General features: G+C 33.9%; 13 protein-coding genes and 1 other annotated feature. Of the genes, 11 read left to right on the plus strand and 2 right to left on the minus strand.

Annotation, left to right across the window (positions count from 1 at the left end):
• From D1606_RS16275 to D1606_RS16305, 7 genes are all read left to right on the plus strand, one after another.
• Positions 1-889: energy-coupling factor transporter transmembrane component T (locus D1606_RS16275; RefSeq protein ID WP_369973822.1), on the plus strand; the 889-nt coding region annotated here is incomplete at its 5' end.
• On the plus strand, positions 862-2547 hold the full coding sequence (locus D1606_RS16280; RefSeq protein WP_119417072.1) for an ABC transporter ATP-binding protein: 1686 nt from the start codon (positions 862-864) through the stop codon (positions 2545-2547). The genes D1606_RS16275 and D1606_RS16280, both read left to right, overlap by 28 nt.
• Positions 2511-3233: an ECF transporter S component gene (locus D1606_RS16285; RefSeq protein WP_119417073.1), complete on the plus strand. Its 723-nt coding sequence runs from the start codon at positions 2511-2513 to the stop codon at positions 3231-3233. The genes D1606_RS16280 and D1606_RS16285 overlap by 37 nt, the downstream gene beginning before the upstream one ends.
• A gap of 133 nt (positions 3234-3366) precedes the next feature.
• Positions 3367-5610 (plus strand): S8 family serine peptidase, encoded by a 2244-nt coding sequence (locus D1606_RS16290; protein ID WP_158582410.1) that lies wholly within the window; start codon positions 3367-3369, stop codon positions 5608-5610.
• Between the two features lie 272 nt (positions 5611-5882).
• A complete protein-coding gene (locus tag D1606_RS16295) occupies positions 5883-6635 on the plus strand; it encodes a helix-turn-helix transcriptional regulator (protein WP_119417075.1) in 753 nt (250 codons plus the stop codon).
• Positions 6636-6692: 57 nt separating this feature from the next.
• Positions 6693-6896 (plus strand) — a binding site (T-box leader).
• A gap of 83 nt (positions 6897-6979) precedes the next feature.
• On the plus strand, positions 6980-8371 hold the full coding sequence (trpE, locus tag D1606_RS16300) for an anthranilate synthase component I (RefSeq protein WP_119417076.1): 1392 nt from the start codon (positions 6980-6982) through the stop codon (positions 8369-8371).
• Positions 8368-8958 carry an anthranilate synthase component II gene (locus D1606_RS16305; protein WP_119417077.1) on the plus strand — a complete coding sequence of 197 codons (591 nt, stop codon included), beginning with the start codon at positions 8368-8370 and terminating at the stop codon, positions 8956-8958. The genes trpE and D1606_RS16305 overlap by 4 nt, the downstream gene beginning before the upstream one ends.
• 173 nt (positions 8959-9131) lie before the next feature.
• Here D1606_RS16305 and D1606_RS16310 read toward each other — a convergent pair whose 3' ends face one another.
• Positions 9132-9728 (minus strand): tetratricopeptide repeat protein, encoded by a 597-nt coding sequence (locus D1606_RS16310; protein ID WP_119417078.1) that lies wholly within the window; start codon positions 9726-9728, stop codon positions 9132-9134.
• 248 nt (positions 9729-9976) lie between these two features.
• Between D1606_RS16310 and aspA the strand changes: the two genes are divergently transcribed.
• On the plus strand, positions 9977-11401 hold the full coding sequence (gene aspA, locus D1606_RS16315; protein ID WP_199670778.1) for an aspartate ammonia-lyase: 1425 nt from the start codon (positions 9977-9979) through the stop codon (positions 11399-11401).
• A 398-nt stretch (positions 11402-11799) separates the two neighbouring features.
• Positions 11800-12285, plus strand: coding sequence for a cupin domain-containing protein (locus tag D1606_RS16325; RefSeq protein ID WP_233548151.1), 486 nt, complete (start codon positions 11800-11802; stop codon positions 12283-12285).
• Between the two features lie 359 nt (positions 12286-12644).
• Here the strand turns inward: D1606_RS16325 and D1606_RS16330 are convergent, their stop codons facing one another.
• On the minus strand, positions 12645-13397 hold the full coding sequence (locus D1606_RS16330) for a MerR family transcriptional regulator (RefSeq protein WP_158582411.1): 753 nt from the start codon (positions 13395-13397) through the stop codon (positions 12645-12647).
• A 95-nt stretch (positions 13398-13492) separates the two neighbouring features.
• On the opposite strand from D1606_RS16330, the gene D1606_RS16335 reads away from it, so the two are divergent.
• Positions 13493-14185, plus strand: coding sequence for a CPBP family intramembrane glutamic endopeptidase (locus D1606_RS16335; protein WP_119417082.1), 693 nt, complete (start codon positions 13493-13495; stop codon positions 14183-14185).
• A 183-nt stretch (positions 14186-14368) separates the two neighbouring features.
• Positions 14369-15553 (plus strand): MFS transporter, encoded by a 1185-nt coding sequence (locus D1606_RS16340; protein WP_119417083.1) that lies wholly within the window; start codon positions 14369-14371, stop codon positions 15551-15553.
• Positions 15554-15639: the final 86 nt, after the last annotated feature.

Genomic DNA, 15639 nt, shown 5'->3' on the forward strand with positions numbered 1-15639 from the left:
AAATATATTGAAAGCTTTTGCAAACTATCATCCGATTGTTCTTTTTAGTTATTTTATATTAGTAGTAGGAATGACCATGTTTTATATGCATCCAATATACCTGATGATATCTCTTATCTTCTCGATTCTATTGAGTTTACAAGTGAACAGAACATCTTTTCTTTCTGGTTTAAAATGGATGGTTCCTTTTTTCCTAGTAGCAGCTATAGTCAACCCTTTGATTAGCCATGATGGAGAACTGATTATTTTGTATGTAGATAATAATCCCATTACAATAGAAGCTATTGTTTATGGCTTTGCGATGTCAATCATGATTTGCTCCGTTATTTTCTGGTTTGGTTGTTACAACACCATTATGACTTCGGATAAGTTTCTTTATTTATTCGGTAAAATTGCACCTTCATTCGCATTAATCATCTCATTGACATTGCGCTTAGTACCACGTTTTAAACATCAAATTCGTGTAATTGCACATGCGCAAAAAACGATTGGAATGGATGTTACTACAGGGAGCTTTTTACACCGCATTAAATGTGGCATTCGAATTATTTCGATTCTCATTTCATGGGCGTTAGATAATGCAATTGAAACAGCGGATTCTATGAAAGCAAGGGGATATGGAATGCCGAAGCGTTCTACTTTTTCTTTGTTTACATTCGAAAAAAGAGACGGACTCCTTTTAGCAATCATGCTTATATTGGCTAGTGTGAATGTGTTGGGGAGTTTTTTAGGATATAACGATTATTATTTTTACCCTACTTTCAGTGAAATAACTTTTCATCCGATTTCTTATCTTCTATATGGATCTTTTACATTACTAGTAGCTATTCCAGTTACGATTGAACTTTGGGAGGCATTAAAATGGCGTTCGTTGATATCCAAAAATTAAATTTCAGCTATCCGCTTGCAAAACAACCTGTATTAAATGATATTGATTTATCTATTGAAGCAGGTGAATTTGTGGTCATATGTGGGACTTCTGGCTGTGGGAAAAGTACATTATTAAAACACTTAAAAAGGGAAATCACCCCACATGGTGATACATCTGGATCAATCCTTTTTGAAGGAATACTACTAAACGAATTATCTGAAAGAATTGCAGCAGCTGAAATTGGCTTTGTTATGCAAAATCCAGAAAATCAAATAGTGACAGATAAAGTTTGGCATGAATTGGCCTTTGGTTTAGAAAATCTAGGATTTGATACAATGACGATTCGTAGGAAAGTCGCGGAGATGGCGAATTATTTCGGTATTCAAACATGGTTTCGAAAAAGTACAATGGAACTTTCTGGAGGTCAAAAACAAATACTTAATCTTGCTGCTATAATGGCCATGCAACCGAAACTTCTCATTTTAGATGAACCAACATCTCAACTAGACCCGATTGCTGCTCGTGAATTCATCTCTACTATACACAAGTTGAATGTAGATTTTGGTCTAACGATTATTTTAGTCGAACATCGATTAGAAGAGGTATATCCACTAGCAGATCGAGTAGTAGTAATGGATAACGGACGGATTATTTGCAACGGAACACCTAAGAAAGTAGCACAGGAACTTCAAAACGTTTCAAATGTTCATCCTATGCTTTTAGGTTTACCTACCCCTATTCGTGTTCATCATGCACTAAACAGTCAAACTGAGGCACCATTAACGATAAGAGAAGGCAGACAATGGTTATCTCAAAATTTTGTAGAAAGTCCAGCAGTAAATCAGCCAAAACCTGTTACCATTGATAAAAAGCCTGTACTAGATGTAAACGATACATGGTTTCGGTATGAAAAAGACGGAAACGATATATTAAGAGGTTTTTCATTAAAAGCTTATCCTGGAGAAGTAATCAGTATATTAGGCGGAAATGGCGCTGGTAAAACAACTGCTCTTGGTGTCATGTCTGGATTACATAGACCTTACCGCGGGAAAATAAAAATTTTTGATAAACCTATTAAAAAATATTCAAACGATGAATTGTATCATAAATGTATGGCTGTTCTACCGCAAAATCCACAAACAATATTTGTGACTAAAACCGTAAAACTAGAATTAGAAATAGTTGCCCAAACATTGAAATTATCAAACGAAGAAGCAGCAGATGAAATTAATTCCATCGTTCGTTTACTTAACTTAGAGTACTTATTAGAAAGACACCCATACGATTTAAGTGGCGGTGAACAGCAAAAGTTGGCTTTCGCAAAAATACTATTACTACATCCTTGCATTCTTTTACTAGATGAACCTACAAAAGGATTGGATGCTGCTTCAAAAGAAGTTTTAGCAAATATTTTGAAACGTTTAAAGGCTAAAGGTATCGCGATTGTTATGGTAACACATGATATTGAATTTTCTGCATCCCATTCGGATCGTTGTGCACTATTTTTTGATGGAAGCATTATTTCAATGGATGCAACAAAGACATTTTATAGTGGGAATCATTATTACACAACTGCTGCGCATCGAATGTCGCGCCATCTATTTTCAAATGTCATTACTTGTGAGGATGTGATTAAACGATGCAACATACAACTAAAAGAAACAATTCAATTATAAATAAAAGATTTGTTGTGACTTCTATAGTAACATTAATCATTATTCCTCTTTGTTTAGTGATAGGAGTGACATTATGGGAGGATCGTCGCTATAACATTTTATCTCTTATTATTGTACTATTTGCATGTGTCCCATTTTTCATTTCTTTTGAACAGAAAAAACCAAAACCAAGAGAAATCTTAATCATTGCAGTGATGTCAGCAATAGGGGTTGCAGGACGTGCTGCTTTTATTTGGGTACCTGCATTTAAACCTGTTACGGCCATCGTCGCAATAACCGGATTTGCGTTTGGACCTGCAGGTGGATTTTTAACTGGTGCAACCACAGCGATTACTTCGAATATCCTCTTTGGTCAGGGGCCTTGGACACCTTTTCAAATGTTCACTTGGGGGATATTAGGCTATATTGCAGGGATTCTAGGAAAGACAAAATGGATGGGATATAAAATACCGTTAATCATTTATGGATTCTTCAGCGGTATTCTTTATTCAGTAATTATGGATATTTGGACCGTTCTTTCCTATGATGGAGAATTCTCATGGAAAAGATATATAGCTGCAGCTGGAACTGCTATTCCTTTTACGGCAACATATGCAGTTTCTAATATTTTCTTCTTACTTGTCCTTGCCAAACCAATAGGTGAAAAATTATCTCGGATAAAAATAAAATATGGCATACTAGAATAATAGTAGAAAAAGATTGCTTTTTATGTTGAAATACAATTAAGCAGTCTTTTTCTATTAATAAATACATAATATTATTGAAACAAAATATCACCTTGCTCTAAGAACAATGTATCGGTACAACGGAGGTTATGATATGAAAAATGGGACATTCCTAAAACTAAAGAAAAGAACATTGCTCTTAGCTATTTGCTTAACTGGTTGCTGGTCTATGTATCACGCTCCAGATGTATCTGCAAATCAATCTACAGATGTTATGATTTCCTATAAAAACGAGGAAGGAAAGACCTACATCTTAAAAAACGTTTCAAAAGTTGAAAATATTTTAGATAAAGTTGAAATGGTCAGAGCGATCGTCAATGATCAACAATTGGCAAAGCTTAAAAACAACAGAAACATTGAATTTATCAATAATAGTTTAAAGAAAATGAGAATTGCAGATGATACAACTGTGAAATCCTCGAATCCAATTCCTACTTATACTTCTTATTGGAATTTAAATTATGTAAAAGCTCCATCCTTTTGGAAAAAAGGATACGTAGGAAATGGTGTAAAAGTTGCGGTGATCGATACAGGGATTAATAATGTGCCAGATTTAAAGAATGTCGTCAAACGTATATCATTTGTAAAAGATAATCCTGAAACAAAAGATATCGATGAATCAGACGTTTGGGATAGAGGTGGTTATGGCGAAGGTCACGGAACAAGTGTAGCAGCTGTGATTGGCGCTCAAATAGGTGGTAAAACATTTAATAATTCGATTTCAGATATTATTGGTGTTGCACCAAATGTTCAGCTTTATTCCTTAAAATATGCGGATGGGACAAAGGACGGAACCGTCGGAGAAATAATTGCAGCCATCAACTGGTCTATCAAATACAAAATGGACATCATCAACATTTCATCAAGTGTATACGAAAACGATGCTGCGTTAAAAAAAGCCATTGATAAAGCTGTTAAAGCAGGGATCATTATCGTTGCCTCAGCTGGTAATGAAGGAGCTACCCAACCAACATACCCTGCACGTTATAATAATGTGATTGCTGTCAGTTCCATTGGAAAGGATAAAAAAATCAGCGTGTTTTCAAATACAGGTACGTCCATTGACTTTGTAGCACCTGGAGATTATATACCAACGATCAATAGTAAAGGTAAACTTTTCTATGCAACGGGTACATCCTACGCTGCTCCACATGTCACGGGATTATTCGCATTACTAAAAGAAAAATATCCATATAGTTCAGCTACGGAACTCATCCAAAAATTAAAAACCAATGCATTAGATTTAGGGATAAAAGGCAAAGATTCTAAATACGGTTATGGATTAGCTCAATTACCAAAGCTTTATAATACCGTACCAAAAGATTTAAGTAATGTCCAAATTACTAAGATTAAAGATCATCAAGCAACAATAACCTATACCATTCCTGATACATCTTCTTTTAACAAGGTTATTATGATCATCGATGGATCTAAGACTATATCAACAACAAATTCGTCATCCTATACATTAAAAAATTTGCGTGAAAATTGGAATTACAAAGTACTTTTAAAATTCATAGATAAAAATGGTGATAGTTCTATAGGGGTTGAGAAAACTTTTCGAACAAAAGAGGATATAACGCCACCCAAGGAAGTCAATAAGTTATCTAGTTCCAATCTAAAGACAAACTCCGTCAAATTATCGTGGGTAAATCCAAAAGACTCTGATTTTAATATGACAGAAATCTATGTAAATGATGAATTTGTGGATGCAACAGAATATGAAAACTACACCGTAAAAAAACTAAAACCACATCAAGAATATCAAATAACATTAATCACTACGGATCAAACGGGGAATGCTTCAAATGGTGTGTATATCAAAATTCATACCCCTTCCGCAAAAATAATTACAAAACCTGTTGTCAATACCGTTTCGACAAGTAGTAGCAGTATATCTGGTACAGCAGAACCGAACAGTTCCATAGTAGTAAAAAAAGATTCAAAACAAATCGCAACAGGAACTGCAAATAAAAAAGGACATTTTAAACTAACGATTCCTTTTCAAGCGTTAGATACAAAATTGAGTATAACGGCAGGAGATTCAGTTAGTAATGTAAGCGAACCAACATTCGTCACGGTTAAGCAATCCAAAACAACAGCTCAACCCATTGTTCAAATAGTTACTTCGAATACAAAGTATTTGAGAGGCAATGCTGAGCTTAACTCAAAAGTATACGTTTATCGAAATAAGCGATTACTAGCTTATGATCATGTTGATCCAGATGGTCATTTTTCATTGTATATAAAAAATCAACCTCAAAAAACCATATTAACAGTTATTGTTAAAAACAGTCTTGGGGTTAAAAGTAAACCATATAAGATTACCGTTAAATAAGAACCATAGTAAGGTAAAGCGAAGCACTGATGTATAACATTGGTGCTTTATTATTTCAACAATGACTCCTTTTAGAGAGTAAATCAACTGTACTTAAATCATCAGCTCAACGTTCACTATGCAATGATATCGACTTGAATTTACTGTTTATTATAATAGCTTGATTTATTAATAGAATTTCGATAAAACTAATAAATTTCCATCGAAATTTCCCACTATTTAGAAAGAATTTTGGTATAATATAGTTAAAAGTCCAAAAGGAGGGTTCATCATTGAAAGAAAAGAACTTTCAACAAACAGTAGGCTTTAGTGTAAAAGATACATTAGCTCTCTATTGGCTTTATGCAACCCAAGATTCTGAAAAGTACTCTGTAGAGATTCATCAGCAATTTCAAGATGAATTCCCAGGGCGTAAAGTTGGCTATGAATATGTTGCTAGAATAGCGAAGCAGCTTGAAGCAGAAGGAGCACTTCAAGCAAGACAAATGCATAAGAAAGTCTTATATACATCAACTGAAATTGGGAGAAATCGACTTCACCGGTATAACGAGCTCTATTTTGAGAGATTTCATGAGATTGTTCTCGTTTTAGATCGTTTCTATTATGAGTTAACGAGAAATGGTGAAAAGCCACCTAGACCAGAGCATCCATTACCTGAAGAATTCAGAAGTTATTTTTCTAAACTGATTTCTGTCAAAGATGCTGTGAGATATTTAGCTTTAAAGCTTTCACAAACCCGTTCTAGTTTTTATATGGCCGAAGTTGGTCAACAATTAGAAGACTTATTTGGTTGGTGTCCGTCGAATGGCTATTTATATCAAATTGCATGGGAACTTGAAGATGAAGGCTATTTAGTGGGATCATGGCCAGATGAAAAGAGAACTGTTCGAAATTTAAGAAGCACAGATGATGGTGCATCATTTTATAAGACAATCGCCGCTTCTTTAGAAGAACGTATCACGACTACACGACGCTATTTACGTTACATGTTAAAATTCTTTACGAAAATCCATGTTGAACAATAATACATTGAATTTTCTCATAAATTTGTTTATAATATGTAACATACTTACAATTTCAAATTGAAATCGTTGAGCAGGAGTAGTAAATAAGATGAAATGGTGTAGAGAGTCGGCGTTTGGTGGAAGCCGATCCATTCCCTTATTGAATGGGCCTGTGAGTGATTACTTGAACATGTAGTAGGGTAATCCGGCACATACCGTTATTATGTGAGTGGTAGCAAAATTGCTACAAAATAGGTGGTACCGCGGAATTCCGTCCTTCATAGATTTTTTTCTATGGGGACTTTTTTATTGTTGCGGTATGAGCTGGATTGAGTTGAGAAGAGCTTAGTAAAGGAGTTAAACAAATGACAGTTGAGACGAGAATGTATGAGATGAAGACAATTCAGGGTGATATGCTTACACCTATTTCGATTTACCATGCTTTAAAGGGTTCAAAGAAAATGTTATTTGAATCATCAGCAAAGCATGAAGAAAGTGGAAGATATTCATTTATCGCAGTTAATCCAGTTGCAGAAATGATTTCATCCAATAATGTTTATCAATTATTCAATAAAGAACAAGAACTACTAAAAACAGATACAGATGCATTTGAAATGCTAAAGGAATTAATCCCCACAGAAGAGGAAAGATACCCTTTTTCGTTCTTTGGGGGTGCTATTGGCTATTTTGGATATGAGACGGCATTTTATCATGAAAATATAGGAGAAATTTTACAAGACGATTTACAAATGCCAGATATGCATGTGTTGTTTTACGATACGTTTATTGTTGTCGATCACTTAAAACAAGAGGTGCATATTGTTGCTATTGATTTCTTAAAAGATGGACTTACACATGATCAATTGATCCAGCGTGTAAATGAGATTGATAGACAACTAGCTTCTCCTATTTTCACTCAAAGTGAAGACGATACAGATACAATTCAATTCCGTTCAACGATAGAAAAAGAAGAGTTTTGTACGATGGTCAAACAAGCAAAGCATCATATTGAACAAGGGGATATTTTTCAAGTTGTATTATCTCAAAGATTCGAAGCAGATTTTACGGGGAATCCGATGAATCTCTATCGAAGACTTCGAACAACTAATCCATCACCTTATATGTTCTATATGGACTTTGAAGACTATGTCATTCTTGGAACATCTCCCGAAAGTTTAGTGAAAGTAAACGGTAGAACGGTGACCACAAATCCAATTGCTGGTACTCGACGAAGAGGCCAATCTGTTGAAGAAGATTTAGCGTTAGAAAAGGAATTGTTACAAGATGAAAAGGAACTTGCTGAACATCGTATGCTTGTAGATTTAGGACGTAACGATATTGGGAAACTTTCAAAAATAGGTACAGTAAAGTTACCAAAATATATGCAAATAGAGCGTTACAAACATGTTATGCATATTGTTTCTGAAGTAACAGGGGAATTAAAAGAAGATATCCATCCTTTAGATGTATTGGCGACCTCTCTCCCAGCTGGAACAGTTTCTGGTGCACCTAAAATACGTGCTATGCAAATTATTAACCACTTGGAACATCACAAAAGAGGAGTTTATGCGGGTGCTGTAGGTTATGTCTCAATCTCTGGAGACATGGATATGGCTCTTGCTATCCGTACGATGGTTGTTACAAAAGGGAAAGCATACGTGCAAGCAGGTGCAGGAGTAGTTTATCATTCAATCCCTGAAAATGAGTACGAAGAAACACTAAACAAAGCAAAAGCATTGTTGGAGGTGCGCTCATGATTTTACTTATAGATAACTATGATTCATTTACGTATAATCTTTATCAACAAATTAGCAGTCTTGGAAAAGATGTTAAAGTCGTTCGGAACGATGCTTTGTATGTGGAAGACATTCGCAAATTACATCCGGAAGCTATCGTGATTTCTCCAGGCCCTGGAACACCAACAGAAGCGGGAATCTCCGTTGATATTATTAAAGAGCTGTATACTGAGTTCCCTATACTCGGGATTTGTTTAGGTCATCAATCTATCGGTGAAGCATTTGGTGCAAAAATTGTTCGAGCGAAACAAATTAAACATGGACTCTTTTCTGACATCGAATTCAATCAGACAGGTCTATTCGAAAAATGTCCAGAATCTGTTTCTGTAATGCGCTATCATTCATTAGTGATTGATCCAGATACCTTACCAAATGATTTAAAAGTAACGGCAGTTGCCAAAGATGATGGGGAAATCATGGCTATACAACATAAGCATTATCCCGTATATGGGTTACAATTCCATCCAGAATCTATTGGAACAAAAGAAGGTAACTTAATGATTCGGATGTTTATAGAGAGTTATAGTCAACAAATGCTGAATCATTAGGAAATGAGAAAACACTCTTATCAATTGTAAGATAAGAGTGTTTTTATATACTGTCACTTCCAATGTTAACACATAATATTATTATGTAAACTAAATAAGGTATAATTTTGATAGCAGGGAATAAGACTATATTAAAAGCCAACAGTTAAACTCGACTGTTGGCTTCATCAATCTTAAAAATATAAATTTCCTACATCCAAACTACCTAAGTGATCCCACTTAATCCACGCTAAAGCAAGTTCTTTCCCAATTTGAATATAAAATGTCGATTCTTGATCCGTATAGTCTTTTTCAGTGCGATTATAAATTGCTAGTATATCTGCTAGTTCCTGATCACCTTTTAAATGAGCTGTATAAATTTCTTTGAAGGCTACTAGTTCTGGCTCTTGACTTAAGGCATTGTCGTCAAAGTCAGCAATTGCGTGTGCTAAGTGACGCAGTGTGTTCGTATCGTAATAAATGATAAATGCCCCGATAACCGGTAAATCTTTTGTTAATACTTCCGGAAGTTGATCGAACATTTTTTGTGTTTCTTCGTTTAAACCAAAATGTTCGATTTTCGCAATTTCAATATGTAATGCTGACAAGTAAGCGGATACTGCAAGTTTACTTTGTCCCATTAGATAAGCAACTTTCCCGATTCCTCGATATAGATTACTATTTGACGGTTCTTCTTTAATAGCAGCTGTGTACATATTTAAGGCTTGGTCATATCGACCTGTACGTCTTAGTTCAAGCGCGTGTTCAACCATTTTCTCAACATTTGACATAAATAATTCTCAACCTTTCTTGTTAGATGTAACTATTATATAGTATTTCGAGTGAATAGTTGAAATATATGATGGACTATTTGTTCAGCAATGTACAAAATAGCGTGTATTTTTAGTATTTTTTTAATATTACAACCTATTATAAAATCAATTTTGTAACATTTTTTAGAGAGAATTTGTGTTACTATCTATATGAAAGATTTAGTGTAAAGAGCTTACGCAATTACATCTTAGAACTGGAGATAATGATTATGGTAACAACTGAATTTCGAATCGAAAAAGATTTTATAGGAGAAAAAGAAATACCAAAAGAAGCTTATTATGGTGTTCAAACTATGAGAGCTATTGAAAACTTTCCTATTACAGGATATCGAATTCACCCTGAACTTATTAAATCTTTAGGGATTGTAAAAAAAGCTGCTGCACTTTCAAATATGGAAGTTGGCATGTTAGATAAAAATATCGGTAAGTATATTATTCAAGCTTGTGACGAAGTTATTGCTGGACAATGGAATGAGCAATTTATAGTAGATCCTATTCAAGGCGGCGCAGGCACATCTATTAACATGAATACAAATGAAGTGATTGCCAATCGCGCACTTGAATTAATGGGAGAAACAAAAGGTAATTATAAGGTAATCAGCCCAAATAGTCATATTAATATGTCACAATCAACAAATGATTCTTTTCCAACTGCAACACATATTGCGGTTTTAAGCTTATTAAATCAATTACTTGAAGCTACTAAAACAATGCAAAGTGCGTTTGTTTCTAAATCAAAAGAATTTGCTGGTATTATTAAAATGGGTCGTACACATCTTCAAGATGCAGTTCCAGTCTTACTTGGACAAGAATTTGAATCATATAGTCGTGTAGTATCACGTGATATCGATCGTATCTCACTTTCAAGACAACATCTTTATGAAGTGAACATGGGTGCAACAGCAGTAGGTACTGGATTGAATGCGGATCCAACATATATTAAATCGGTTGTTCGTAATCTTAGCGTATTAAGTGGTTTACCATTAAAAGGTGCCGAAAATTTAATAGATGCTACTCAAAATACAGATTGCTATACAGAAGTATCGGCTAATTTAAAAGTATGTATGATTAATATGTCAAAAATCGCAAATGACTTACGTTTAATGGCTTCTGGTCCACGTGATGGTTTGTTTGAAATTATCCTTCCAGCACGTCAACCAGGATCATCTATTATGCCTGGTAAAGTAAACCCTGTTATGGCTGAAGTCGTTAACCAAGTAGCTTTCCAAGTTATTGGTAATGATTTAACTATTTCTTCTGCTTCAGAAGCTGGACAATTTGAATTAAATGTCATGGAACCTGTATTATTCTTTAATTTAATTCAATCAATTTCTACTATGACAAATGTGTTTAAAGTATTTACAGAAAAATGTTTAGTTGGTATCAAAGCAAATGCAGAACATCTTAAAGAATATGTGGAAAAAAGTGTTGGTATTATAACAGCAGTGAACCCACATATCGGTTATGAACTAGCTGCACAAATTGCAAAAGAAGCATACGCTACTGGTGCTTCTGTACGTGAACTTTGCATTAAATCTGGTGCTTTAACAGCAGAACAATTAGATAAAATTTTAGATCCTTATGCAATGACAACACCAGGTATTGCTGGCGGAAAATCACTTGTTAAATAAGATTATCTAAAAACTATTAGATAAAAATCTAACGAAGAAAAAGCCTCTCTACATTAAACGGAGAGGCTTTTTTCTTTTAATACTACTGCTTATGCAACGTTATAAGCAGTTCAAGCAAATATGCTACATAATGGGTCCGCTGGTTATGTTAATGGAAGTGCACCTTCACGTAAACTAAGAGAAGCGTATTTCTTTGCTAATTTAACACAACTTTCCGTCAATTAGAAAAAATGAAACACCTATCTAAAAACTCAATAAGTAAAGTGGTTTAGTTAATAGAGTTTTATCAAATAAGAAACGTCAAAATGAATAATTTCGGCGTTTTATTGTACGTGAATTTAGACTATGTTGAAGTTTTATGTTAATAGATTGATTTGTAATAAAAAAAGGTATGAAAAATTAATGAAAGGGAGAATTCTAATGACATATCACAATTAAGGAGGATCAGCATGGTACAACATAAAGAAACGCTCAAAGATAATGGTGCTAACCCGTTTGTCATTAATATTAACGAAGCGTCAAAGCAAAACAATAATTATCGTACCACTTTATGGACAGGCAAGCATTTACAGTTAACATTAATGAGTATAAATCCAGGAGAAGATATTGGACTAGAAACACATCCTAATGTCGATCAATTCTTACGTATAGAGCAAGGGGAAGGGGTTGCTCAAATGGGCGAGAGTAAAGATAATTTAACCTTTAAAGAAAATGTCAATGATGATTCTGCTATTTTTATCCCTGCAGGAACATGGCATAATGTAACAAATACAGGTAGTACTCCGTTAAAGTTATATTCAATCTATACCCCGCCTAACCATCCATTTGGAACGATTCATCCTACTAGAGCTGATGCAATGGCCGCAGAAAAAGAGGGAGAATAACAGTATTTGATTTGGCAAGATCTCAGATAATTTTTATCATTACAAAAAAGTCCAATTTCTCAGCATTTGAATTGAAGAATTGGGCTTTTTATATTGTAATTCCCTTAGTTTTATAAAGCTCATTCTTGAAGCAATAATAGATTAGATCAATCCTATCTTTTACAAACAGAACATTTGTTCTATCGTTGTAAAAATAGCATTTTTGATAATAATGCGATAAATTATGATAATTTAAGCAAAAATGCATTGTATAATCATAAAATATATGTATAATTATTATATTTCTCTATATATAGAACAAATGTTCCTTATATCAGATTTTTAAATTGAAAATGTTATAGACTATTATTTTTCGTTTATTAATTATTTTGATAATAATTAATTGCTTTTTCTAGAAATAATATAATTTCCTTTTTAACAGGGTAAAGGCTCAAATCAGCTGAAATCTCTTCAGATTTACGTGCTTCCCAAAATTTCTTTGCTAATTCATCATCGCCATTAAACATTTCGTTGGATAACAGTAATGTATCGTGTGCGATCAATTGACCTTCCGGGGAATCAAACGTTTTCCCATCCTCTATACATAACTCAATTCGCTTTGCTAGATTAAGCCACTTCAATAGATGATCTGAATTACTCTCCATTTTCGGAAGTTGCTTCTTTAAAGCCTCTTGTTGTTCTTTATTGAATAATTTATTCATTACATCATTTTTCCTGTGGCGTTTCAAGGACTGATTTTCTTCTGAAAGAAGCGGCAATAATTGCTCCCAATGAATATCATCGTCCAGTTTTAACATATTCACTAGCGTATTTGTATGATTCAAGGATTGTTGCAAGTGTTTGATTTTATCTTCAAGCTGCGTTTTATGTATGGATAGTGTTGTTTGAATCGTGACTTGGTTCATTATTTTTTTGATATCTTCTAAAGATATAGAAGCGGATTTTAGTAGCAAAATCTTTTCTAGAAGCAGTAGATCATCAGTTGAATAGTATCGCTTCCCATTATTCTCTTTTAAAGTAGGCTTTACTAGATCAATTTCATCATAATATCGCAGTGTACGTAAGGATATATTTAGCTTTTTCGATACCTCTCCTGTAGAAAAATACGTCATTGAATCCATCCTCCTTAAAATAACGCTTGTAGGTTACGTAACGTCACCATTTATTCTAAATGTAACATACTTTATTTTTCAGGGGGAATTTAAGAATGAAGAAAGATAGTACTGCATCTTCGAAATGGACTTATAAGGAATTTACTTTATTACTTTTATTAACGCTTGTGTTTGTACCATTCTTCGTCGAATATTTATTGCATAGTTTTTTACTGCACATATTCAAGGATAGACTTTATTCAGGTACAGCTACTGGTTTTCTAATGGCGATTGTGTTTACTTTAGGTGTATATTTTATTGCGCTTAAGCCACATCATTTGAAATGGTTTGAAATAGGCCTATGTCGGTTTACTAAAAGCTATTGGAAATCTATCATTTATTGGGTATTCATTTTAATAGTTACTAATTGCATGATTTTAATGTTGATGTACCTATTCCATATAGGTGTTGAAAATACGAAGACTGAGTCATTACAAAGAAATATTACTTGGTTTACATTTAGCATTGCATTTATATCAGCAGCCATTATTTCACCTATTTACGAGGAAATTTTCTATCGGGGCTTTCTTTATAAATGGATGAAGTTAAGATGGGGAGTTAGAAGCGGAATACTATTTAGCTCGCTCATTTTTACAATCGTTCATATTCCAACGTATAACACGCTACCAGTGAACTTTATCTCAGGCTTAGTATTTGCATGGACTTATGAAAAATCAGGTTCTATAATACCTGCGATGATTATTCATAGTGTTTTAAACGGTATTGCTGTTATTCTGACGGTACTTTAACCAATTTTCATGTTGAGTTATATTAAAAGCTAAAATTTTTTCGTCATAGAAGTGTTTAAAAATATTGGTGTATACTTGATTATGAAAAATGAAAATGTAGTTAGTTTTTCAAATACGAAAGAAGATAACCGAGCATTATTGCTTTGGGATTGATTGACTTTGCAAGAAATGGAGATAAATAACGTGGAAAAGGGAAAAATTTGGACGAAGGATTTTATATTTTTATTAGCATCTAATTTCTTAGTTGCTTTAAGCTTTTACTTATTAATGACGTCGATGGCTGTATATGCGATTCAGCAATTTAAAGCATCAGAGAGTAGCGCTGGATTAGCCGCAAGTATCTTTGTTGTGGGGGCGTTATTTGCACGATTGTTTGCAGGAAGATTTCTTGATGTAATAGGGCGTAAAAAATTATTGTATAGTGGATTAACGTTATTTTTAATTGCTTCGATTACATATTTATTCGTGACAAGCATTGGATTTTTAATGGTTATTCGATTTTTACATGGGATTGCATTTGGTATTTCAACGACAATTTTGATAACTGTATCTATGGCAAGACTACCAGATGATAAAAGAGGCGAAGGTACGGGGTATTTTTCATTAAGTACGGCAGCTGCAACAGCTATTGGTCCCTTTTTAGCGTTGTATATTACGAATAATTTTAGTTATAACACGATGTTCGCTTATTGTATCACTTTCAGTATCCTAGCATTGGTATCAACAGCATTAGGTAAAATAACAGAGGTTGATTTAACACCGGAACAAAAAGAAAATTTGAAAAAGGGCTTTAAATTGAAAGATTTCTTTGAGAAAACAGCTCTTCCGATTTCATTGCTTATGTTCATAAGTGGTATTACTTATTCAAGTATTATTTCTTTTATTAATTCGTATGCTATTGAAATCAATTTAACAAAAGCTGCATCTTTTTTCTTTGTCGTTTACGCCATCTTTTTATTTATAGGTCGACCAATTGCAGGAAAATTATTTGACAGAAAAGGCGAAAATATAGTTGTTTATCCGTCTTTTGTGTTGTTTGCTTGTAGCTTATTATTAATTGCTTTTGCGAACAATGGTTTTATTCTTTTACTGGCGGGCGTATTTTTAGCTTTAGGGTACGGAACATTAATGTCTAGTATGCAAACAATTGCTGTGAAAGTATCACCACCACATCGCTTAGGATTAGCCATTTCAACATTTTTCGTTTGCATGGATACCGGTATGGGAATCGGAGCTTATGTTATTGGCTTAATTGTTGAACAATTTGGTTTTCATACGATGTACATTATTTTAGCTATAGCCATCTTCTTATTAATTCCTGCTTATTATTTTGTACATGGTAGAAAAGCAAGTAGTGTAAAAGTGTAGGGGATTGTAAACATACATTTACCTAAAGTTGCTGTCTGTCGATTGCAGATAGCAACTTTTTTAGTGCGCCCAGCATGAAAGTAATT

It is taken from the genome of Rummeliibacillus sp. POC4 (assembly GCF_003576525.1).
Classification (GTDB): Bacteria; Bacillota; Bacilli; order Bacillales_A; family Planococcaceae; genus Rummeliibacillus.

What these genes read in the sequence shown, in the direction of transcription:
- D1606_RS16280 (WP_119417072.1), top strand. Translation starts at nt 862, where the DNA reads ATGGCGTTCGTTGATATCCAAAAATTAAATTTCAGCTATCCGCTTGCA.
- D1606_RS16285 (WP_119417073.1), top strand. Translation starts at nt 2,511, where the DNA reads ATGCAACATACAACTAAAAGAAACAATTCAATTATAAATAAAAGATTT.
- D1606_RS16290 (WP_158582410.1), top strand. Translation starts at nt 3,367, where the DNA reads ATGAAAAATGGGACATTCCTAAAACTAAAGAAAAGAACATTGCTCTTA.
- trpE (WP_119417076.1), top strand. Translation starts at nt 6,980, where the DNA reads ATGACAGTTGAGACGAGAATGTATGAGATGAAGACAATTCAGGGTGAT.
- D1606_RS16305 (WP_119417077.1), top strand. Translation starts at nt 8,368, where the DNA reads ATGATTTTACTTATAGATAACTATGATTCATTTACGTATAATCTTTAT.
- D1606_RS16310 (WP_119417078.1), bottom strand. Translation starts at nt 9,728, where the DNA reads ATGTCAAATGTTGAGAAAATGGTTGAACACGCGCTTGAACTAAGACGT.
- D1606_RS16330 (WP_158582411.1), bottom strand. Translation starts at nt 13,397, where the DNA reads ATGACGTATTTTTCTACAGGAGAGGTATCGAAAAAGCTAAATATATCC.
- D1606_RS16335 (WP_119417082.1), top strand. Translation starts at nt 13,493, where the DNA reads ATGAAGAAAGATAGTACTGCATCTTCGAAATGGACTTATAAGGAATTT.